This is a genomic window from Paraburkholderia sp. JHI869, assembly GCF_038900775.1.
Lineage (GTDB): Bacteria > Pseudomonadota > Gammaproteobacteria > Burkholderiales > Burkholderiaceae > Paraburkholderia.
The window spans coordinates 380,134-402,525 of sequence record NZ_JAYMSC010000004.1; the positions used below are offsets into that span (position 1 = coordinate 380,134).

General features: G+C 65.2%; 19 protein-coding genes. 11 read left to right on the top strand and 8 right to left on the bottom strand.

What is annotated here, in order from left to right; genetic code table 11:
• The first annotated feature begins 86 nt into the window (after window positions 1-86).
• The 6 genes from VSR72_RS10665 (at window position 87) to proC (ending at window position 7,293) form a co-directional block, all read left to right on the top strand.
• A complete protein-coding gene (locus VSR72_RS10665; RefSeq protein WP_342952336.1) occupies window positions 87-1,502 on the top strand; it encodes an FAD-linked oxidase C-terminal domain-containing protein in 1,416 nt (471 codons plus the stop codon).
• Window positions 1,503-1,550: 48 nt separating this feature from the next.
• Entirely contained in the window at window positions 1,551-3,056 is a 1,506-nt protein-coding gene (locus tag VSR72_RS10670; protein WP_028201996.1) for an FAD-linked oxidase C-terminal domain-containing protein, read from the top strand.
• A 173-nt stretch (window positions 3,057-3,229) separates the two neighbouring features.
• Window positions 3,230-4,318, top strand: coding sequence for a glycolate oxidase subunit GlcE (gene glcE / locus VSR72_RS10675; protein ID WP_342952337.1), 1,089 nt, complete (start codon window positions 3,230-3,232; stop codon window positions 4,316-4,318).
• 18 nt (window positions 4,319-4,336) lie between these two features.
• A complete protein-coding gene (glcF, locus tag VSR72_RS10680; RefSeq protein WP_342952338.1) occupies window positions 4,337-5,566 on the top strand; it encodes a glycolate oxidase subunit GlcF in 1,230 nt (409 codons plus the stop codon).
• Window positions 5,567-5,756: 190 nt separating this feature from the next.
• Window positions 5,757-6,455: a YggS family pyridoxal phosphate-dependent enzyme gene (locus VSR72_RS10685; RefSeq protein ID WP_342952339.1), complete on the top strand. Its 699-nt coding sequence runs from the start codon at window positions 5,757-5,759 to the stop codon at window positions 6,453-6,455.
• A 22-nt stretch (window positions 6,456-6,477) separates the two neighbouring features.
• Entirely contained in the window at window positions 6,478-7,293 is an 816-nt protein-coding gene (gene proC, locus VSR72_RS10690; protein ID WP_342952340.1) for a pyrroline-5-carboxylate reductase, read from the top strand.
• Window positions 7,294-7,372: 79 nt separating this feature from the next.
• Here proC and ubiA read toward each other — a convergent pair whose 3' ends face one another.
• The 6 genes from ubiA to recG all read right to left on the bottom strand — a co-directional run bounded on the left by ubiA (window position 7,373) and on the right by recG (window position 14,525).
• Complete coding sequence (gene ubiA / locus VSR72_RS10695; RefSeq protein WP_342952341.1) at window positions 7,373-8,236, bottom strand: 4-hydroxybenzoate octaprenyltransferase; 864 nt, start codon at window positions 8,234-8,236, stop codon at window positions 7,373-7,375.
• A gap of 169 nt (window positions 8,237-8,405) precedes the next feature.
• Window positions 8,406-8,894 (bottom strand): Dps family protein, encoded by a 489-nt coding sequence (locus VSR72_RS10700; protein WP_028209467.1) that lies wholly within the window; start codon window positions 8,892-8,894, stop codon window positions 8,406-8,408.
• Between the two features lie 161 nt (window positions 8,895-9,055).
• On the bottom strand, window positions 9,056-9,244 hold the full coding sequence (locus VSR72_RS10705; protein ID WP_342952342.1) for a hypothetical protein: 189 nt from the start codon (window positions 9,242-9,244) through the stop codon (window positions 9,056-9,058).
• An 88-nt stretch (window positions 9,245-9,332) separates the two neighbouring features.
• Window positions 9,333-10,772 (bottom strand): catalase, encoded by a 1,440-nt coding sequence (locus tag VSR72_RS10710; RefSeq protein ID WP_342952343.1) that lies wholly within the window; start codon window positions 10,770-10,772, stop codon window positions 9,333-9,335.
• Between the two features lie 393 nt (window positions 10,773-11,165).
• A complete protein-coding gene (locus VSR72_RS10715) occupies window positions 11,166-12,125 on the bottom strand; it encodes a hydrogen peroxide-inducible genes activator (protein WP_342952344.1) in 960 nt (319 codons plus the stop codon).
• A 150-nt stretch (window positions 12,126-12,275) separates the two neighbouring features.
• The gene (gene recG / locus VSR72_RS10720; RefSeq protein WP_342952345.1) at window positions 12,276-14,525 is read right to left on the bottom strand and encodes an ATP-dependent DNA helicase RecG; all 2,250 of its coding nucleotides are present in this window, start codon (window positions 14,523-14,525) and stop codon (window positions 12,276-12,278) included.
• 273 nt (window positions 14,526-14,798) lie between these two features.
• Between recG and queA the strand changes: the two genes are divergently transcribed.
• From queA to secF, 5 genes are all read left to right on the top strand, one after another.
• Window positions 14,799-15,872 (top strand): tRNA preQ1(34) S-adenosylmethionine ribosyltransferase-isomerase QueA, encoded by a 1,074-nt coding sequence (queA, locus tag VSR72_RS10725; RefSeq protein WP_342952346.1) that lies wholly within the window; start codon window positions 14,799-14,801, stop codon window positions 15,870-15,872.
• A 99-nt stretch (window positions 15,873-15,971) separates the two neighbouring features.
• Window positions 15,972-17,171 carry a tRNA guanosine(34) transglycosylase Tgt gene (gene tgt / locus VSR72_RS10730; protein WP_158756992.1) on the top strand — a complete coding sequence of 400 codons (1,200 nt, stop codon included), beginning with the start codon at window positions 15,972-15,974 and terminating at the stop codon, window positions 17,169-17,171.
• Window positions 17,172-17,392: 221 nt separating this feature from the next.
• Window positions 17,393-17,722, top strand: coding sequence for a preprotein translocase subunit YajC (gene yajC / locus VSR72_RS10735; RefSeq protein ID WP_342952347.1), 330 nt, complete (start codon window positions 17,393-17,395; stop codon window positions 17,720-17,722).
• A 151-nt stretch (window positions 17,723-17,873) separates the two neighbouring features.
• Complete coding sequence (gene secD / locus VSR72_RS10740) at window positions 17,874-19,940, top strand: protein translocase subunit SecD (RefSeq protein ID WP_342952348.1); 2,067 nt, start codon at window positions 17,874-17,876, stop codon at window positions 19,938-19,940.
• 15 nt (window positions 19,941-19,955) lie between these two features.
• Window positions 19,956-20,906 (top strand): protein translocase subunit SecF, encoded by a 951-nt coding sequence (gene secF / locus VSR72_RS10745; protein ID WP_342952349.1) that lies wholly within the window; start codon window positions 19,956-19,958, stop codon window positions 20,904-20,906.
• 63 nt (window positions 20,907-20,969) lie between these two features.
• Here secF and VSR72_RS10750 read toward each other — a convergent pair whose 3' ends face one another.
• Window positions 20,970-21,566, bottom strand: a complete 597-nt coding sequence (locus tag VSR72_RS10750) for a YceI family protein (RefSeq protein ID WP_342952350.1) — start codon at window positions 21,564-21,566, stop codon at window positions 20,970-20,972.
• An 18-nt stretch (window positions 21,567-21,584) separates the two neighbouring features.
• The gene (locus VSR72_RS10755; protein ID WP_342952434.1) at window positions 21,585-22,169 is read right to left on the bottom strand and encodes a YceI family protein; all 585 of its coding nucleotides are present in this window, start codon (window positions 22,167-22,169) and stop codon (window positions 21,585-21,587) included.
• Between the last annotated feature and the right edge of the window lie 223 nt (window positions 22,170-22,392).

Here is a 22,392-nt window from a genome sequence, read left to right on the forward strand (position 1 = left end):
GCATACGGAGCCCGGCTTTGCGCTCCGGACGTTCAGCGTAAAATGATCCAGGCCAGAAGTCATATCCATACGAAGGAGACACCCGCGTGAATCACCCCGCGCCGCCGGCCCTCGCTCGCCGCCCGTTCCCCACCGAACTCCTCGATCAACTGCGCAGCGCGTTCGGCGAACGCGTCTCCACCGCCGAAGCCGTGCGCGCCCATCACGGCCGCGACGAATCGCCCTTCGACCCGCAACTGCCCGATGCCGTCGTGTTCGCGCAGAGCACGGAGGATATCCAGACCATCGTCAAGCTGTGCGCCCGTTATGGCGTGCCGATCATTCCCTACGGCAACGGCTCCTCGCTCGAAGGTCACTTGCTGGCCGTGCAGGGCGGCGTGTCGATCGACCTCTCGCAGATGAACCGCGTACTCTCGATCAACGCCGAAGACCTCACCGTGACCGTCGAGCCGGGCATCTCGCGCAAGCAGCTCAATGAAGCGCTGCGCGACACGGGTCTCTTCTTCCCGATCGACCCAGGCGCCGATGCGAGCATCGGCGGCATGACGGCCACGCGCGCCTCGGGCACCAACGCCGTGCGCTACGGCACGATGCGCGAGAACGTACTCGGCCTGACCGCCGTGCTCGCCGACGGCCGCGTGGTCAAGACCGGCACGCGCGCGCGCAAGTCGTCGGCTGGCTACGACCTCACGCGCCTGTTCGTGGGCTCGGAGGGCACGCTCGGCGTGATCACCGAAATCACGGTGCGGCTCTACCCGCAGCCCGAGGCGGTCTCGGCGGCGGTGTGCGCCTTCCCTTCGATGGCGGAGGCCGTGCGCACGGTGATCGAGACGATCCAGATTGGCGTGCCGATCGCGCGTGTGGAATTCATCGATTCGCTCGCGGTGCGCGCGATCAACAAGCATTCGAACCTCACGCTGCGCGAGAAGCACACGCTCTTCTTCGAATTTCACGGCACCGAGGCAGGTGTCGCCGAGCAGGCGCAGCTCGTGCAAGAGCTGGCCTCGCAGCACGGCGGCGAAGGCTTCGAGTGGGCCACGCGCCCCGAGGACCGCAGCCGCCTGTGGAACGCGCGCCACAACGCCTACTTCGCGATGCTGCAATTGAAGCCCGGCTGCCGCGCCGTGACGACCGACGTGTGCGTGCCGATTTCGCGCCTCGCCGAATGCGTGATCGAGACCGAAACCGATCTCAAAGCCTCGCCGCTGCCCTGCCCGATCGTCGGCCACGTAGGCGACGGCAACTTCCACGTGGCGATCCTGATCGACCCGAACAAGCCCGAGGAAATCGAGGAGGCCGAGCGCCTGAATCACCGCATCGTCCAACGTGCGATCGCGATGGACGGCACCTGCACGGGCGAGCACGGCGTGGGTCTGCACAAGATGGGCTTCCTTGTGGAAGAGCACGGCGCAGACACTATCGAAACGATGCGCGCGATCAAGCACGCACTCGACCCGCACAACCTGATGAATCCGGGCAAGATCTTCAGCTGGGCGGCGTAACCGACAAGCGCGAACGAGCGCACACAAGCGCAACAGACGGGAGGAGACATGAACGCACCAGAGGCGAACTTGCCCGAGCTGAGCCCGGAGGCGCTCGCGCAACGCCAGCGCGAGGTGGTCCAGGCGTTGATGGCCGTATTGCCGGCGCATTGCCTGCTGCATCGCGAAGAGGACACCGTCGCCTACGAGTGCGACGGGCTCGCCGCCTACCGGCGGCTGCCGCTCGCGGTGGCGCTGCCGGAAACCGAGTCGCAGGTGCAGCGCATCGTGCAGATCTGCCGGCGCCTCGACGTGCCGGTCGTGCCGCGCGGCGCGGGCACTGGCCTCTCGGGCGGCGCCATGCCGATCCGGCACGGCATTGTGCTTTCGCTCGCGCGTTTCAAGCGCATTCTCGAAGTCGATCCCTACGCGCGCACGGCCACCGTGCAGCCGGGCGTGCGCAATCTGGCCGTTTCCGAGGCGGCGGCGCCCTTCGGCCTTTACTACGCGCCCGATCCTTCCTCGCAGATCGCCTGCACGATAGGCGGCAACGTTTCGGAGAATTCGGGCGGCGTGCATTGCCTCAAGTACGGCCTCACCGTGCACAACGTGCTGCGCGTGCGCGCCGTGACGATGGACGGCGAGATTGTCGAATTCGGCTCGCTCGCGCCCGATGCGCCCGGCCTCGATCTGCTCGCGGTGATGATCGGCAGCGAAGGCATGTTCGCCATCGTGACCGAAGTCACCGTCAAGCTGATTCCGCGCCCGCAAACCGCGCAGGTCATCATGGCGAGCTTCGACGACGTCGTGAAAGGCGGAGACGCCGTGGCTGGCATCATCGCCTCGGGCATCATTCCGGCCGGCCTCGAGATGATGGACAAGCCGGCCACGCGCGCCGTGGAGGAGTTCGTGAACGCGGGCTACGACCTCGACGCCGCCGCGATCCTGCTGTGCGAAGCCGACGGCACGCCCGAGGAAGTCGCCGACGAAATCGCGCGCACGACCACGGTGCTGCGCGAGCATGGCGCCACGCGCATCCAGATCTCGCGTACAGAAGAAGAGCGCCTGCGCTTCTGGTCGGGCCGCAAGAACGCGTTTCCAGCGGCGGGCCGTATTTCGCCCGATTACTACTGCATGGACGGCACCGTGCCGCGCCGCGCGATCGGGCCGCTGCTCGCGCGCATCCACGAGATGGAAAAGCAGTATGGGCTGCGCTGCATCAACGTATTCCATGCCGGCGACGGCAACATGCACCCGCTCATTCTCTTCAACGGCAACGACCTCGACGAATGGCACCGAGCAGAGGCCTTCGGCTCGGACATTCTCGAAACCTGCGTCGAACTGGGCGGCACGGTGACGGGCGAGCACGGCGTGGGGATCGAGAAGATCAATTCGATGTGCGTGCAATTCTCGCCGCAGGAGCGCGACGCGTTTCATGCGGTGAAGCACGCGTTCGACCCGGCCAGGCTGCTCAACCCCGACAAGGGCATCCCCACACGGGCGCGTTGCGCCGAGTACGGACGCATGCACGTGCGGGGGAACCTGCTGCCGCATCCCGAGTTGCCGCGCTTCTGATAGACACACGAAACACGCACGAAACACGCAGAAGCACGCACAAGCACGCGCAAAACACCGCGCCGTCTATGCATATCGCGTGACCCGCATGCGGGTCCGGCCCGGGTTGTCAGGCGAGGTTCGCTCAGTACAATCGAACGAACGATATAACGAACGAGCGCGACCATCACGACATGGAAGAGGACGACATCGTCTCGGACTGGTCCGAACGCATCCGGGCGGCGAGCGCCGATGGGCGGGCGCTGCGCATACGCGGCGGAGGCACCAAGGACTGGTACGGCCAGTCGCTCGAAGGCGAGATTCTCGACACGCGCGCGCACCGCGGCATCATCGCGTACGACCCGGCAGAGCTCGTGATCACGGCGCGCGCGGGCACGCCGCTCACGGAAATCGAGGTAGCCCTTGCGGCACAAGGCCAGATGCTCGCGTTCGAGCCGCCGCATTTCGGCGCGCAGGCAACGCTCGGCGGCTGCATTGCCGCGGGCATTGCCGGACCGCGGCGGGCGAGCGCGGGCGCCGCACGCGACTTCGTGCTGGGCGCGGTGCTCATGAACGGCCACGGCGAGGTGCTGCATTTCGGCGGCCAGGTGGTGAAAAACGTGGCGGGCTACGACGTCTCGCGGCTCATGGCAGGCTCGCTCGGCACGCTCGGCCTGATGCTGGAGCTTTCCGTGAAGGTGCTGCCGGTGCCGCAAGCGGAAACCACGCTCAAGTTCGACATGAACGGCACCGACGCCGTACGCAAGCTCAACGAATGGGGCGGCCGCCCGCTGCCGATGACGGCGAGCGCCTGGCGCAACGGCACGCTCGCGGTGCGCCTCGCCGGTGCGGAAGCGGCCGTGAAGACAGCCCGCTCGAGCCTGGGCGGCGAGGTCGTGGACGCCGTGGAAGCCGAGCGCTTCTGGGCGGGCCTGCGCGAGCAGACCGATCCGTTCTTTGCGTCGATTGCGCCCAACGCGGCGCTGTGGCGGCTCGCGCTGCCCTCGATCGCGGAGCCCTTGCAACTGCCGGGCGCGCAGCTCATGGAATGGGGCGGCGCGCAGCGCTGGTGGATCACGGAAACCGACGCGCAAACGGTGCGCATCAGCGCGAAGCAAGCCGGCGGCCACGCCACGATGTTCCGTACGGGGCGCGACTACGACCGCAGCGCGGGCGTGTTCACGCCCCTGCCCGCTCCGCTCATGAAGATCCATCGCGGCCTGAAGGCCGCCTTCGACCCGGCCCGCATCTTCAATCGCGGCCGGCTGTACTCCGACTTCTGACGACACCCACACGCGGCGATGCAGACGAACCTCGCGGACTTCATACGCAACACCCCCGACGGCGACGAAGCCGACGCGATCCTGCGCAAGTGCGTGCATTGCGGCTTCTGCACCGCGACCTGCCCGACCTATCAGCTGCTCGGCGACGAGCTGGACGGCCCGCGCGGGCGCATCTATCTCATGAAGCAGATGGTGGAAGGCGCGCCGGTCACGAAGAGCACGCTCACGCACCTGGATCGCTGCCTCACCTGCCGCAGTTGCGAGACCACCTGCCCTTCGGGCGTGCAGTACGGGCGCCTCGTGGAAGTGGGCCGCAAGCATGCCGAACAGATGGTGAAGCGTCCGCTGCGCCAGCGCGTCATGCGCCGCCTGCTCGCGGGCCTGTTGCCGCGCCGCGCGCTCTTCACGCCGGCCATGCGCCTCGGCCAGCAGGTACGGCCGCTGCTGCCCAAGCGACTGCGCGACAAGGTGCCCGTGCGCCAGCGCTCGCTCGCGTGGCCCACGGCGAAGCACGCGCGCAAGATGCTGATGCTGCAAGGCTGCGTGCAGCCTTCGATGATGCCCAACATCAACATCGCCACGGCTCGCGTGCTGGACGCGCTGGGCATCGAAACGATCGTCGCGCCGCAATCGGGCTGCTGCGGCGCGATCCGTCTGCATATGGGCTACGCCGACGACGCCCTCGACGACGTGCGCGCCAACATCGACGCCTGGTGGCCACACATCGAGCAAGGCGTGGAAGCGATCGTGATGAACGCCTCGGGCTGCGGCGCGACGGTGAAGGAATACGCGCACCTGCTGCGCGACGATCCGGCTTATGTGGAAAAAGCGCGCCGTGTGGTCGAACTCACGCGTGATCTTTCGGAGTTGCTGCCCGCGTTCGAGGAGCAGCTCGTGAGCGCGACGAGACGGCGCGGCATCAAGACGGTGGCCTGGCATCCCCCCTGCACGCTGCAGCACGGCCAGCAGTTGCGCGGCGGCGTGGAAAGGCTGCTCACCGCGCTCGGACTGGACGTGCGGCTGCCCGCCGACAGCCACCTTTGCTGCGGCTCCGCCGGCACATATTCGATCACGCAGCCGCGCCTTTCCTACACGCTGCGCAACCAGAAGGTAGACCGGCTGCAGGCGCTGGAGCCGCAATTGATCGTTTCCGCCAACATTGGCTGCATCACGCACCTGCAAAGCGGCACGGCAATTCCGGTCACGCACTGGATTGAGCTGGTCGAACATATGCTGGTGACGAATTGAGTCCATCGGGAACGGAACCAGCGTAACGAGACGCACGGCGCGCAAACAGTCGGCCGAATGGCTAAGCGCGCGCATAGGCTTTCTGGCCAGTAGTTTCGCGCCGTGCGCAGTCCGTATAATGGCCGTCGTTCTGTTCGTTTTGGATCCAAAAGCGGGCGCGAGCCACTTCACGCGCCAGCCTTCAAGCCCGATGACCGATCTCTCCCACAATCTCGAAGCTGTCCGCGAGCGCATCGCCGCCGCCGCCCGCAACGCCGGCCGCGACCCGCAAAGCGTGGAGTTGCTCGCGGTTTCGAAAACCTTTCCTGCGCAGGACGTGCGCGCCGCTCACGCTGCCGGCCAGCGCGCGTTCGGCGAGAACTACGTGCAGGAATCCGTGGACAAGATCGAAGCGCTCGCCGACCTGCGCGCGAGCATCGAATGGCATTTCATCGGGCCGCTCCAATCGAACAAGACACGCCCCGTAGCCGAGCGTTTCGACTGGGTCCATTCGGTCGATCGTCTGAAGATTGCCGAACGCCTTTCGGCGCAACGTCCCGCCGGCATGGCGCCGCTCAACGTCTGCCTCCAGGTCAACGTGAGCGGCGAAGCCAGCAAGAGCGGCGTCACCCCGCAAGAAGCGCAGCAGGTCGCCAAGCAGATCGCCGCCCTGCCCAACCTGCGCCTGCGCGGGCTCATGTCGATCCCTGAGCCGGAATCCTCGCTCGAGGCGCAACGCGTGCCGCACCGCCAGCTGCGCGAGCTGTTCGAAGCGCTACGCGCAGAAGGCCTCGTGCTCGACACGCTCTCCATGGGCATGTCGGCCGACCTCGAAGCCGCAGTACTCGAAGGCGCGACGATCGTGCGCGTCGGCACCGCGATCTTCGGCGCGCGCGACTACTCTCACTGAATCACTGAACTCTTCCATCACCATGAAAATAGCCTTCATCGGCGGCGGCAACATGGCCGCCGCACTCATCGGCGGCCTGATCCGCAAGGGCGTTCCCGCCGACAACCTCTACGCGATCGATCCGAACGAAGACGCCCGCAAGCGCAGCGCCGAGCAGTTCGGCGTGCGCACCGGCGCCGCAGCGGACGCCGCGCTCGCCTCGTACGACGCGGTTCTGATCGCAGTGAAGCCGCAAATCGCCAAGGCCGTGGCCGAAGGCATCGCCCCGCATCTTGGCGCGAACCAGGTCGTGATCAGCATCATGGCTGGCATTCGCATCGACGACCTTTCGCGCTGGCTGAATGGCCATGCGCGCGTCGTGCGCACGATGCCGAACACGCCCGCGCTGATCGGCATGGGCGCAACCGGCCTCGTCGCGAGCAGCGGCGTGGACGCGGCAGGCCGCCAGCTTGCCTCCGATGTGCTCGGCGCCGTCGGCCAAACGGTCTGGTTCGACGACGAAGCGAAGATCGACGCGGTCACCGGCATCTCGGGCAGCGGCCCGGCCTACGTGTTCTACTTCATCGAAGCGCTCGAAGAAGCGGCGCGCCAGCTCGGCATGGACGAGCGGCAAGGCCGCGCGCTCGCCATCGCCACGTTCACGGGCGCGGCCCAGCTTGCGCTGCAATCGGACGAGCCGCCCGCCGTGCTGCGCGAGCGTGTGACCTCGAAGGGCGGCACGACCGCCGCCGCGCTGGCGTCGTTCGACGCATCGGGCGTGAAGGCCGCCATCGTCAAGGGCGCGCTCGCGGCCGATGCACGCGCGAAGGAAATGGGCGAGGAATTCGGCAAGCAGTAAGCCAGCCGCCGCGACCTGAAAAAAAGCGCCGGGTGTGTCATGCACACCCGGCGCTTTTTTATATGAAGCCGATCCGGCCTTAGAGTCCCGCGACGGCGTAATGCGCCGCAATCCCTACGAACAGCACGCCGCCAAGCCAGTTGTTGTGGCGGAAAGCGGCGAAGCACGGCATGCGCTCGCGCCCCTTGATGAGCGTGTAGTGGTAAATCGCGCAACCCACCGCAGCCGCCCAGCCGAGCCAGTAAAGCCAGCCGAAACCCAGCGTCACGCCAACCCAGACGTAAATGCCGAGCGTCACCGCATAGCAGAGCATGATCGCGAGCACGTCGAAGCGGCCGAACGTGAGCGCCGAGGTGCGAATGCCAATCTTGATGTCGTCGTCGCGATCGACCATCGCGTATTCGGTGTCGTAGGCCACGGACCAGAACACGTTCGCGGCCAGCATGATCCACGCGAGCGCAGGCACGTGATCCTGCACGGCAGCGAACGCCATCGGAATGCCGAAGCCGAACGCAATGCCCAGATACGCCTGCGGAATCGCGAAAAAGCGCTTGGTGAACGGATAAGACGCGGCGACGAACAGCGCCACGACCGAAAGCTGCTTCGTGAGCGCATTGAGCGGCAGGATCAGCAGGAACGACACGAGCGCGAGGCCCGCGGCAATCGCCACCGCTTCCCAGGCGCGAATGCGGCCCGACGTGATGGGGCGCTCGGCCGTGCGCTTCACGTGACGGTCGAAGTCGCGGTCGGCGTAGTCGTTGATCGCGCAGCCCGCCGAGCGCATCAGCACGGTGCCGAGCGTGAAAATGATCAGCAGCGAGACGGGAGGATGGCCGTCCGAGGCGATCCAAAGCGCGTTGAGCGTCGGCCAGAGCAGCAGCAGGCTGCCGATCGGCTTGTCCATGCGGACGAGCCGCAAATAGAGCGGGAGTCGGGCGAACATGATCGAGGCGGGAAAAGCGATGCCGCTATTGTAGGCCAGGGCGCCGCCTTGCCGCCTCCACCCTTGCCGCGAGCCGCACCGGCGCAAAAACAAAGGCCCGCCGGACATCCGGCAGGCCTTTGTCATACTTATCGTGCTTTGGGTGCGGCGCCCAGGCGCCGCATCGGCATCACGCCAGCAGCGAGCGCAGCATCCACGCGGTCTTTTCGTGCGTCTGCATGCGTTGCGTGAGCAGGTCGGCGGTCGGCTCGTCGTTGGCCGCTTCCGTCGACGGGAAGATCGCGCGCGCGGTGCGCACCACGGCTTCCTGGCCTTCCACCAGCTGGCGGATCATGTCTTCCGCGGCCGGCACGCCGTCCGCTTCTGGAATCGACGAGAGCTTCGCGAATTCCTTGTAGCTGCCCGGCGCATGCACGCCCAGCGCGCGAATGCGCTCGGCGATCGCGTCCACGGCCAGCGCGAGTTCGTTGTACTGCCCCTCGAACATCAGGTGGAGCGTGTTGAACATCGGCCCCGTGACGTTCCAGTGGAAATTGTGCGTCTTCAGATACAGCGTGTAGGTGTCCGCGAGCAGGCGCGAGAGACCATCCGCGATCTTCTTGCGATCCTTGTCGCTGATACCGATATTCACGTGCTGTACGGTTGCTTTTTTGGCCATGACGACTCCTTGTGTAGCAGTGAGACTACGCGTGCGTGACGATCTCGTTGCGGCGCGCTTTGCAGTACGCGCACAAAAGCTCGATCGGCCGTCAGTGTAGCCTGGAAATGTCAGAAAACCGGCTCATCCGTCCCTAGTACCCAGCACGACGCCCGGCGCTTTCAGTGCCCTGCCAGGTGCGCGAAGGCTTGCGTGGCGATCGCCACGAAACCGCTTGCGAGAATCGCGAAGCCCACCATGCGGCGCACGATCTGCGTGCCGTCCGCGCGCGTGCGCGCCATTGCAACGGCGTTGCCAGAGCCTTTGCCTGCGCCCATGGTCTTGAGGGTCATCGTCATCGTTCGGGTCATGATCGTGCTCCTTGCGCGTTACCTTATGGTCCTGCTTCATGTGCGGTCGGTCGTCTCAACGTTGTGACAACAAACCGCGCCTCCCACCTTATTTGGCCAACTTCGCGATCGCATCGATCACGCCTTGCGCGTACGCCGGATCGGCGCGGCGGAAGTGCTCGATCTGGTGCTCCACGATCTCCGCCGGCACACCGTTGATATGCCGCGCGATGTTCGCGAAAAGCCGCTCGCGCTCGCCGGCATCGAACAACCTGAACAGCGCGCCCGGCTGGCTGTAGTAGTCGTCGTCATCGCGGTGATCGTAGTGATCGACCGCACCCGCCGCGAGCGGCGGCTCGCCGGCCTCAGGACGCTGCGCGAAGTCGCCGAAACGGCTCGGCTCGTAGTTCACGTTGCTGCCCAGGTTGCCGTCGGTACGCATGGCGCCGTCACGATGGAACGAGTGGAACGGGCAACGCGGCGCGTTCACCGGAATCTGATGATGGTTCACACCCAGGCGATAGCGCTGCGTGTCGCCATACGAGAACAAACGGCCCTGCAGCAAGCGATCCGGCGAGAAGCTGATGCCCGGCACCACGTTCGCCGGCGTGAAAGCGGCCTGCTCGACATCGGCGAAATAGTTCTCCGGATTGCGGTTCAACTCGATCGTGCCCACGTCGATCAGCGGATAGTCCTTGTGCGGCCAGACCTTCGTGATGTCGAACGGGTTGTACGGCACCTTCGCGGCATCGGCCTCGGGCATCACCTGAACGCGGAAATGCCACTTCGGGAAATTGCCCTTCTCGATCTCGTTGAAGAGATCGCGCTGCGCCGATTCGCGGTCCTGAGCAATCACCTGCGCGGCTTCGGCATCGCTGTAATTCTCCACGCCCTGCGCCGACTTGAAGTGGAACTTCACATAGAAGCGCTCGTTATTCGCGTTGATGAACGAGAACGTGTGCGAGCCGAAACCGTGCTGCTGGCGATAGTTCTTCGGAATGCCGCGATCGCTCATGAGGATCGTCACCTGATGCAGCGACTCCGGATGACGCGACCAGAAGTCCCAGGCCGCGACGTTGCTGCGCATGTTGGTGCGCGGATCGCGCTTTTGCGTGTGGATGAAGTCGGGGAACTTGAGCGGGTCGCGAATGAAGAACACCGGCGTGTTGTTGCCGACGATGTCCCAGTTACCCTCTTCCGTGTAGAACTTGATCGAGAAGCCGCGCACGTCGCGCTCAGCGTCGGCTGCGCCGCGCTCGCCCGCCACGGTTGAGAAACGGATGAAGAGCGGCGTTTCCTTGCCGACTTCGCCGAACACTTTCGCTTTCGTGTAGCGCGAGATGTCGTGCGTGACCTTGAGCGTGCCGAACGCGCCCGAGCCCTTCGCGTGAACGCGGCGCTCGGGAATCACTTCGCGGTCGAAGTGCGCGAGCTTTTCGAGGAGCCACACGTCCTGCAGCATCACGGGGCCGCGCGGGCCGGCGGTGACGGAGTTCTGGTTATCGACGACGGGTGCGCCGGCTGCCGAGGTGAGAGTACGGTCGGTCATGCTGGAATCCTTTCTTGCTTGCGGGTGTGTTCTGGAACTCGGGGAAATCTGTGGCGGAGTGGCGCGAGGCCGTCAGGCGGACAGCGCGCGGTCGACCAGCAGCGAGAACCACACGGTGCGAAGGCCAGAATGGGCGCGTGCCGGGGTGCTGGGTGCGGGCGTGTTCGAGTGGGTGGTTTGCATCGCTTCCTCCAGGGGTTACCGGTTGGGATCGGTTAGAGGAACTGTAACAGTGACTATCGATATATATAATTTGATTTACTTAATCTATCGAATAGGCGCTAGTTATTGGGGTCGCAAGGAACGTAAGAATGGGGAATGGCGACGCGGGCGAATGCCGCGCCAGAGAGGAAAACGCGCCGCGCAGCCCGAGCGCGCGCGGCGCGATGGTCGTCAGGCCGCCTCGGCAGGCGCCTCGATCTTCTTCACGCCGGGCAGATCGCAGGCGTGAATGGCGTCGACGATCGCCTCGATCGCCGGCAGGCGCGTGAAGCTCTTGCGCCACGCGAGCACCACGCGGCGGTCCGGCACGGGTTCGTCGAACGGCACGTAGGAAAGCAGCCCGGAATCGACACCGCCCGCGTGCGGCTTCACTTCGGTCACCGACATGCGCGGCAGCACGGTAATGCCCACGCCGCTCGCGACCATATGGCGAATGGTCTCCAGCGACGAGCCTTCGAAGGTCTTCTGGATGCCGTCGGCGTTCTGCGAGAAGCGCATCAGCTCCGGGCACACGCCCAGCACGTGGTCGCGGAAGCAATGCCCGCTGCCGAGCAGCAGCATGGTTTCCTGCTTGAGGTCGTCCGGGTCGATCTTCGGGCGCTGTTCCCACGCATGGCCCGAAGGCAGCGCGACGACGAACGGCTCGTCGTAGAGCGGGCGCAGCGTAAGGCCGGTTTCAGGGAACGGCAGCGCCATGATCGCCACGTCGATCTCGCCCTGCTTGAGCAGTTCGATGAGCTTGAGCGTGTAGTTCTCCTGCAGCATGAGCGGCATTTGCGGCACGCGCTTGATCATCTGCTTGACAAGCGTGGGCAACAGGTAGGGCCCGATCGTGTAGATGACGCCCAGGCGCAGCGGCCCCACGAGCGGGTCCTTGCCCTGCTTGGCGATTTCCTTGATGGCGAGCGTCTGTTCGAGCACGCGCTGCGCTTGCGTGACGATCTGCTCGCCGATGGGCGTCACGCTCACTTCGCTCGTACCGCGCTCGAAGATCTGCACGTTCAGTTCGTCTTCGAGCTTCTTGATGGCGACCGAAAGGGTCGGCTGGCTCACGAAGCAGGCTTCTGCGGCCCGTCCGAAGTGGCGCTCTCGAGCTACCGCGACAATGTATTTCAGTTCAGTGAGCGTCATTCGGGGACCAATCAAAAAAGGTGAATCAATAGCTTGTAGTTATACACCTATGGCGGAGATTCGCCAATAATCAACACCCCTATGCGGGGCGTGATCAGCGCAAAAGGGTCAGACGGCGTGAGCACGCGCAGGTTCCGCGCAATGGAGTATTTACGCTTTCAGGTATTGCTCGCGGGCGCCGAGCCAGCGGTTCAGGTGCTGCGTGACGACGAGCGGAAACTCGTGCAGCAGGCGTTCGGCGGCGCCGCGCGCGGGCTCAATGAGCCATGCGTCGTTTTCGAGGTTTGCGAAGCGCAGCATCGCCGCGCCCGATTGACGCGCACCGAGGAATTCGCCGGGGCCGCGGATTTCGAGGTCCTTGCGGGCGATCTCGAAGCCGTCGGTGGTCTCGCGCATGGTTTGCAGGCGCGCGCGGCCTGTGAGCGACAACGGTCCGGTATAGAGCAGCACGCATACTGAAGCGGCGCTGCCGCGCCCCACACGCCCGCGCAACTGGTGAAGCTGCGCGAGGCCGAAGCGCTCGGCGTGCTCGATCACCATCAGTGAGGCGTTGGGCACGTCCACGCCCACTTCGATCACCGTCGTCGCCACGAGCAGCTGCGCTTCGTTGCGTGAGAATGCATCCATCACGGCGGCCTTGTCCGTGGAGGCCAGGCGGCCGTGCACGAGGCCGACGGTGAGTTCCGGCAGCGCGGCCACGAGTGTTTCGTAAGTCTCGACGGCCGTTTGCAGCTGCAACGTCTCGCTTTCCTCGATCAGCGGACATACCCAGTACACCTGACGACCGGTGAGCGCCGCCGCGCGCACGCGCGCGATCACCTCTTCGCGGCGCGCGTCCGAGATGAGCTTCGTGAGAATCGGCGTGCGGCCCGGCGGCAACTCGTCGATGGTGGAAACGTCGAGGTCCGCGTAGTACGTCATGGCGAGCGTGCGCGGAATCGGCGTGGCCGACATCATCAGTTGATGCGGCTGGAACTCGCGATGCGCCTGATCCGGCGATTTCGCGTTCTGCGCCTTGGCGCGCAGCGCGAGCCGCTGCTCCACGCCGAAACGATGCTGTTCGTCGACGATCACGAGGCCGAGGCGCGCGAATTCCACGGCGTCCTGAATGATCGCGTGCGTGCCGATTACGAGCTGCGCCGTGCCGAGCGCCGCGGCTTCGAGCGCCGCGCGCTTTTCCTTCGCCTTCAGGCTGCCCGCGAGCCACGCCACCTGCACGCCAAGCGGTTCGAGCCAGCCGCGCAGCTTGCGTGCGTGCTGCTCCGCGAGAATTTCGGTGGGCGCCATGAGCGCGGCCTGATAGCCCGCGTCGATGGCTTGGGCGGCCGCGAGCGCCGCGACCACGGTCTTGCCGCTGCCCACGTCCCCTTGCAGCAGGCGCTGCATCGGATGCGGCTGTTCGAGATCGTGCGCGATCTCGCCGACCACACGCTCCTGCGCGCCGGTCAGCGTGAACGGCAACGCGCCGCGCAGACGCGCAAGCAGCGTCTCTTCGCTCTTGCGCCCCGCGACGTGACGCGCCATGGCGGGCGCGGCGCGCGTGCGGCGCTCTTCGTGCGCGCGCTTGAGCGACAGTTGCTGCGCGAGCAGTTCCTCGAACTTGATGCGGGTCCACGCGGGATGCGTGCCGTCGATGAGTTCGTGCTCGTCGGCGTTCACGGGCGGGTGGTGCAGCGTCTTCACTGCGTCCATGAGCGACGGCACGTTCAACGGCTCCATGAACTCGTGCGCGACCGTATCGGGCAGGAGTTCGGGCAGATGCGCACGCGACAGCGCGTTGTCGATGGCCTTGCGCAGATACGCCTGGCTCACGCCCGCCGTCGATGGGTACACCGGCGTGAGCGCCTGTGGCAGCGGCGCGTCGCCTTCCACGACCTTCACCGCCGGATGCACCATCTCCATGCCGAAGAAGCCGCCGCGCACGTCGCCGCGCACGCGCAGGCGCTTGCCGATCGCCATCTGCGCGACCTGCGATCCGTAGAAGTTCAGGAAACGCAGATGCAGTTCGTCGCCGTTGTGATCCTGCAGCTTCACGACGAGTTGGCGGCGCGGCCGGTAGGCGATCTCGTTGTCGAACACCACGCCTTCGGTTTGCGCGATGCCGCCCGGCAGCAGTTCGCCGATGGGCGTGAGCGTGGTTTCGTCCTCGTAGCGCATCGGCAGATGCAACACGAGATCGATGTCGCTGCGCAGGCCGAGTTTGGCGAGCTTGTCGGCGGTTTTGGTGAGCTTGGGCTTGTCTTTGGCCGCGGCTTTTTCTACGGCCTTTTCCGCTGACTTCTTCGCGGCGCGTTTGCGTGCGGGCGGTGCGGCCCCTTGCGCAGCCTCCGGTTGCCGCGCGCCGTCCTCGGGCGCGTGCGCGTCGTCGGGCGCTTCGCTCGCGGAATCGGGTTCGGACATCAATCGGCTAACGGTTGGGGGCATGGGCTGCTTCGCAAGTACAATATCGGCTTTGCGGCATGGCGCGGCGCGTGCAGTGCGACGGCCTCCATCGGGCACACCGCACGCATCGCTCTCGCGCACGTCGCAAACGCGCATGTCCCGCAATCATAGCTGCTCATCACACGTGGGCGGCCATTGCAGCCGCTTTTTGGGGCGCAACCGCTTCGCGGTTCGGCCCCGCAAAGCCGCCGCGCGCCGGGCCTCCGGCGCATTTCCGTTACTTCAGGCCGCATGTTCAAGCTTTCCGATTTCGATTTCGACCTCCCCGAGGAACTGATCGCGCAGACCGCCCTGCCCGAGCGCAGCGCGAGCCGTCTGCTGGAGGTCGACAACACCGCGCAGTTGCCAGGCCAACCCGCGCGTCTCGCCGACCGTCGCTTTTCCGAGCTGCCCGCGTGCATCTCGCCGGGCGACCTTCTGGTCTTCAACGATACCAAGGTGCTGAAGGCGCGTTTCTTCGGCCAGAAGGCCAGCGGCGGCAAGATCGAGGTGCTCGTGGAGCGCCTGACCGGTGCACGCACAGCGCTCGCGCAGATCCGCGCGAGCAAGAGCCCGGGCCCCGGCACCGTGCTGCGTCTCGCCGACGCGTTCGACGTGACGGTTGGCGAGCGCGTCGTCCAGTTCTACACGCTGCATTTCCCCGACGACTGCCTCACGCTGATCGAGCAACACGGCCGTCTGCCGCTGCCGCCCTATATCACGCACGACGCCGACGCGAGCGACGAAACGCGCTATCAAACGGTATTCGCGCAGAATCCGGGCGCCGTGGCCGCACCCACGGCGGGCCTGCACTTCGACGACGCCCTCCTCGCGCAACTCGACGCGCAAGGCGTGGAGCGCGCCACGCTCACGTTGCACGTGGGCGCAGGCACGTTCCAGCCGGTGCGCGTGGAGAACATTGCCGAGCACAAGATGCATAGCGAGTGGTACGAGCTGCCGCAATCGCTCGTCGACAAGATCGCCGCCACGCGTGCGCGCGGCGGACGTGTGATCGCGGTGGGCACGACCTCGATGCGCGCGCTCGAAGCCGCCGCGCGGGACGCCGACCGTGAAGGCCGCGCGCTCGCGGCAACCCAGGCGGAGACCGACATCTTCATCACGCCGGGCTACAAGTTCCGCGTGGTGGATCGGCTCGTGACGAACTTCCACCTGCCGAAATCGACGCTGCTGATGCTGGTTTCGGCGTTCGCGGGCATTGAAACGATCCGCGCGGCGTATCGTCACGCAATTGCCGAGCGTTATCGATTCTTCAGCTACGGCGACGCGATGCTGCTGACGAAAACCGACGACGCGCTCAACAAGTAACACTCACGCTTTCCAGGCCGCCACGCGACATACGAACAACGCGCGGCGGCGTTTCACCAATTGCGCCGGACTGTTTTCCGGTTGCACAGGAGTCCATGCATGACCGACGGTCATCAAAACAACGCGCGCGCCGAACACGGCGCATACCTGGGCGAACGCCCGCAAAACGGCCTGAAATTCGAACTGCTCGGCACCGACGGCCTCGCGCGCCGCGGCCGTGTCACGCTCAATCACGGCGTGGTCGAAACGCCGATCTTCATGCCCGTGGGCACCTACGGCACCGTGAAGGCCACGCAGCCGCGCGAGCTCGAAGAGATGAAGGCGCAGATCATCCTCGGTAACACGTTCCACCTCTGGCTGCGCCCGGGTCTGGAAACGATCGAGGCGCACGGCGGCCTGCACCGCTTCATGGGCTGGAACCGGCCCATCCTCACGGATTCGGGCGGCTTCCAGGTGTTTTCGCTCGGCGACCTGCGCAAGATCTCTGAAGACGGCGTGCGCTTCGCCTCGCCCGTGAACGGCGACAAGCTGTTCCTCTCGCCCGAAGTGTCGATGCAGATCCAGAAGGTGCTGAATTCGGACATCGTCATGCAGTTCGACGAATGCACGCCCTACGCGACCAACGGCGTGCCGACCACGCACAAGGAAGCCGCGGATTCGATGCGCATGTCGATGCGCTGGGCACAGCGCTCGATCGACGAGTTCAACCGTCTCGGCAACCCGAACGCCTTGTTCGGCATCGTGCAGGGCGGCATGTTCGAGGACCTGCGCGACGAATCGCTCGCCGGCCTCTCGCAGATGCCGTTCCACGGCTACGCGATCGGCGGGTTGTCGGTTGGCGAACCGAAGGAAGACATGATGCGCGTGCTCGAACACATCGCGCCGAAGCTGCCCGCCGACAAGCCGCACTACCTGATGGGCGTGGGCACGCCGGAAGACCTGGTGGCGGGAGTCGCTTCGGGCGTCGACATGTTCGACTGCGTGATGCCCACGCGCAACGCGCGCAACGGCTGGATCTTCACGCGCTTTGGCGACATCAAGATCCGCAACGCCGTGCACCGCAACTCGCTGCGCCCGCTCGACGAACAATGCGGCTGCTACACCTGCCGCAATTTCACGCGCGGCTACCTGCACCACCTGCACCGCGTGGGCGAGATCCTCGGCGCGCAGCTCAACACGATCCACAACCTGCACTATTACCTGGAGCTGATGAGCGAGATGCGCGCGGCGATCGAAACGAAGACGTTTGCGGCGTTCCGCCAGCGCTTTGCCGAGCAGCGCGCACGCGGCGTGGACTGAGGCCGGGCGCCAGACATTACAATAACCTTTCGCAACTTTGGCGCGGACAAGGCATGCGGTCCGCTCACGCCCCCCCGGTTTTCCCATGCGCGCATGTCGCGCCGGGGCGGGATTCGAGATAAGCGCTTGATCGCAAAGCTAATTTTGCGTCATCGTCGCGATGAATGCCGGTGGTAGAATAACCGGCTCGCTTTTTGATCGTAAAAAACGGAGAGACCAACGTGTCGTTCATTTCCAATGCCTTCGCGCAAGGCAGTGCAGCAGGTGGTGCCGAATCGAGCCTCATGAGCTTCCTGCCCCTCATCCTGATGTTCGCCGTGCTGTACTTCATCATGATCCGTCCGCAGATGAAGCGTCAGAAGGAACATCGCAACATGCTCGCGGCCATGGCCAAGGGCGACGAAGTCATCATCAGCGGCGGTATCGTCGGCAAGGTGACGAAGGTCAGCGAAGCCTACGTGGGCGTTGAAATCTCCGACACCACGGAAGTCACCGTGCAGAAGTCGTCGGTTACGACCATCCTGCCGAAGGGCACGATCAAGTCGCTGTAAGGCTTCACGGAATCACCGAGGCCGTTGCCTCCGAAAGAACGGCCTCGCGCGCCCGGCCTGCCCTCGCAGCTACTGACCACAAAACGTCAATGCAGGTTCGGGGCGCGCGCGCAGCGCTTAAGGCCATTCCCCTCCCCCGTTGGGTCAACCAATGAACCGTTATCCCCTCTGGAAATATGTCGTGATGCTGGTGGCGCTCGTCATCGGCTTCGTGTACACATTGCCCAATTTCTTCGGCGAAGCGCCCGCGGTCCAGGTGTCGAGCGGTAAAGCCACGGTCAAGCTCGACTCGGGCACGCTCGCCCAGGTCGAAGCCGCAGTCGCCGCGAACAACATCCGCGCGACCGACGTCACGTTCGACAACTCGTCGATGAACGCGAACATTCGCGTGCGCGTCGCCGACACGGACACGCAGCTGCGCCTGAAAGACGCGCTCAACAAGGCGCTGAACGCCGACCTGAGCGACCCGCAGTACATCGTCGCGCTGAACCTGCAGAGCGCCTCGCCGCGCTGGCTCTCCGGCCTGCACGCGCTGCCGATGTATCTCGGCCTCGACCTGCGCGGCGGCGTGCACTTCCTGCTGCAAGTCGACATGAACGGCGCGCTCAACAAGAAGCTCGACTCCGACGCTTCGGACGTGCGCACGCTCCTGCGTGACAAGAACATCCGCGACGGCGGCGTGAACCGCGTGAACCAGTCGGTGGTCGTCAATTTCGCCGACGCCGACACGGCCGAGCAGGCGCGCAAGCTGCTCTCGGGCACGGGCGGCATCACCGAACTCGCGTGGGCTTCGCAGAACAATCCTGAAGGCGGCGTGCAACTCGTCGGCACGTTCACGCCGGCCGTGAAGACGGCGGTTCAGCAAGCCGCGCTCAAGCAGAACATCCAGACGCTGCATAACCGCGTGAACGAGCTTGGCGTGGCCGAGCCCGTGATCCAGCAGCAAGGCGACGACCGTATCGTGGTCGAGCTGCCGGGCGTGCAGGACACCGCGAAGGCGAAGGACATCATCGGCCGCACGGCGACGCTCGAAGCGCGCCTCGCCGACCCGATGGGCCTGCATCCGGACGTGAACGCGCCGGTGCCGCCGGGCGACGAGCTCTTCACGCAAGGCAACGCCGCGCCGGTGCTGCTGCGCAAGCAGGTGATCTTCACCGGCGACCGCATCATCGACGCTTCGGCGGGCTTTGACGAGCATCAGCGTCCGTCGGTCAACATCCGCCTCGACTCGGCGGGCGGCCGCGCGGTGCGCGCCGTTTCGCGCGACAACATCGGCAAGCCGATGGCGATGGTGCTGTTCGAAAAGGGCAAGGGCGAAGTGCTGACGGTGGCGACCATCCAGTCGGAACTGGGCGACCGCTTCCAGATCACGGGCCAGCCCACGCCGCAGGCCGCCGCCGACCTCGCGCTGCTGCTGCGCGCCGGTTCGCTCGCCGCGCCGATGGACATCATCGAAGAACGCACGGTCGGTCCGAGCCTTGGCGCGGACAACATCCGCAAGGGTTTCGACTCGGTGATCTACGGCTTTGCCGCCATCGCCGTGTTCATGATCGCGTACTACATGCTGTTCGGCGCGATCTCGATGATCGGCCTTTCGGTGAACCTGCTGCTGCTCGTGGCCGTGCTCTCCATGCTGCAGGCCACGCTCACGCTGCCGGGTATCGCGGCTATCGCGCTGGCGCTCGGTATGGCGATCGACGCGAACGTGCTGATCAACGAGCGCGTGCGCGAAGAACTGCGTAACGGCGCGCCGCCGCAACTGGCCATCCAGAACGGCTACGCGCACGCCTGGGCAACGATTCTCGACTCGAACGTGACCACGCTCATCGCCGGTCTCGCGCTGCTCGCGTTCGGTTCGGGCCCGGTGCGCGGCTTCGCGATCGTGCACTGTATCGGCATTCTCACGTCGATGTTCTCGGCCGTGTTCTTCTCGCGCGGCCTCGTGAACCTCTGGTACGGCGGCAAGAAGAAGCTCAAGTCGCTCGCGGTGGGTCAGGTGTGGCGTCCGGAGCCGGATGAAGGCACGCCCGCGCTCGCCGGCGCCGATGCTGGCACGGACACGGGCCGCGCTGTCACCGCCGCCACCACCAGCGCCGCGAAGCGCGAACCGGCCAAGGCCGGCGCGAAGGGCGCCGCGCGCGCCAAGCCGGTCGTGCGCCGCCGCGATGCCCAGGGTGGCACCGGTGGCTCGGGCAACAACACCGGCTCGTCCCGCTGATACGGAGTCAAGAACATGGAATTTTTCCGCATCCGCAAAGACATCCCGTTCATGAAGCACGCGTTGATCTTCAACGCGGTCTCGCTCCTGACCTTCATCGCGGCGGTGTTCTTCCTCTTCCACCGCGGCCTGCACCTGTCGATCGAATTCACGGGCGGCACGGTCATCGAAGTGCAGTATCCGCAGGCGGTGCCGCTCGAGCCGCTGCGCGACTCGCTCACGAAGATCGGCTACGGCGACGCCCAGGTGCAGAACTTCGGCACCTCGCGCGACGTGCTGATCCGCCTGCCGATCAAGCAGGGCCTCTCATCGGCGCAGCAGAGCGACCAGGTGATGTCCACGCTCAAGGCGGCTGACCCACAGGTGCAACTGCAACGCGTGGAGTTCGTAGGTCCCCAGGTCGGCAAGGAACTCGCCACCGACGGCCTGCTCGCGCTCGCCTGCGTGGTGGCGGGCATCGTCATCTACCTGTCGTTCCGCTTTGAATGGAAGTACGCCGTGGCCGGCGTGATCGCGAACTTGCACGACGTCGTGATCATTCTGGGCTTCTTCGCGTTCTTCCAGTGGGAGTTCTCGCTCTCGGTGCTTGCGGCCGTGCTCGCGGTGCTCGGCTACTCGGTGAACGAATCGGTCGTTATCTTCGACCGGATTCGCGAGACCTTCCGGCGCGAGCGCAAGATGAGCGTCACCGAAGTCATCAACCACGCGATCACGAGCACGATGTCGCGAACCATCATCACCCACGGCTGTACGCAGATGATGGTGCTCTCGATGTTCTTCTTCGGCGGCCCGACGCTGCACTACTTCGCGCTGGCGCTGACGGTGGGTATTCTCTTCGGCATCTACTCGTCGGTGTTCGTCGCGGCGGCGCTCGCGATGTGGCTCGGCGTGAAGCGCGAAGACCTCATCAAGGACAAGAAGGAAAAGTTCGATCCGAACGATCCGAACGCGGGCGCGCAGGTTTAAGCGGCGCACCAGCAAAAAAGCCGGTTCTCGCGAACCGGCTTTTTTTTCGCCTTCGATCTTTGCCTACTGCTTGATGCCTTCGGTCTGGATATGCAGCGTGGTCTTCATCTTGAAGCCGTACTTCTTGCCCGAGTCCATGCCGAAGTCGTCGCGGTTGAATGAGGCCCCGGCCTCCACGCCGCACACCTCGCGTTTGAGCACCGGGTGCTGCATGCACTTGAACGACTCGATCTCGAGCTTGAGCGGGCGCGTCACGCCGTGCAGCGTGAAGTCGCCGATCACCTCTTTGGGCGTGTCTCCATTGAAGACGATGCGCGTGCCCTTGTAGGTGGCGGTGGGGTACTTCGCGACGTCGAAAAAGTCGTCGCCCACCAGATGCTGGTCGAGCTGCGGATTGCCGGTCTGGATCGATGCCGGATCGATCGTCACGTCCACGGTGCCCGTTTTCGCCGCACGGTCCAGCGTGACCGTGCCCGTGGTCTTCGTGAACTTGCCGCGCCAGGTGGAAAGGCCGCCGAAGTGGTCGGCCTCGAAGCTCGGAAAGGTGTGGTTCGGATCGAGTTGATAGGTGTCGGCGGCGTGCGCCGCTTGCATCATCAGGGCTGCGAGCGATACCGCGGCGGCCCCCGCGGCCATCAAGACAAGCTTGTTCAAAGGCATCTCCTTTGAGCCGTCGATCTACTTGTGCACGACGACGATATGAAATTTGATGAGCACTTCGTCGGCGACGATCGAGGTGTCCTTCCACTCGCCGGTGCCGATTTCGAAAGCGAGCCGGTGGATAGGCAGCGTGCCGTCGAACGTCTGCGTCCCGCCCTGCGGCGTGAGCACGACGGGCACTGCCACGTTCTGCGTGTGCCCCTTGATCGTGAGTTTGCCGCTCACGCTGTACTGGTTCGTTCCGGTCGGCGCGATCGCGGTCGAGACGAAGGTTGCCTGCGGGAACGTCTTCGCGTCGAACCATGCGGGTCCGTGCACCGAATCGTTGTAGGTCGGGTCGCCCAGATCATAGCTCGCCGTGTCGACCGTGATCTTCGCGCTGCCGCTCGCGGGCTTGGCGGGATCGAAGTCGATCTGCGCGTCGAACTTCGTGAAGCTGCCCTGTACCGGCACGTTCATCTGGCGCGAAACAGCGACGATCGTACTCTTCGCGGCGTCAAGCTGCGCGTGGGCGGCCCCGCCCGAAAGCAGCGCCGCGGCGGCGCCGCCCCACACGGCCGCGGCCCCGACTGCCGGGCGCCACCGACAAGAACGAATCCACATCGACAAAGCTTCCATGATCGTCTCGCTTTGATTGCGTAGTCTTGCGCTTCGCAGGTGGGCTGCGGCCACGTTCCACAATCATCCCGCCCCATGCCCGAAAGATAATCCAAATTGAGTGACAGCAAACATCTGCAGATATGGGCCCGGTCGCTGCCGCCCCCGCACGCGCGGACAGCGCAAACGTGGCACACTCGCAGCCCGTTCGTCGTGTGCGCAAGCGCCG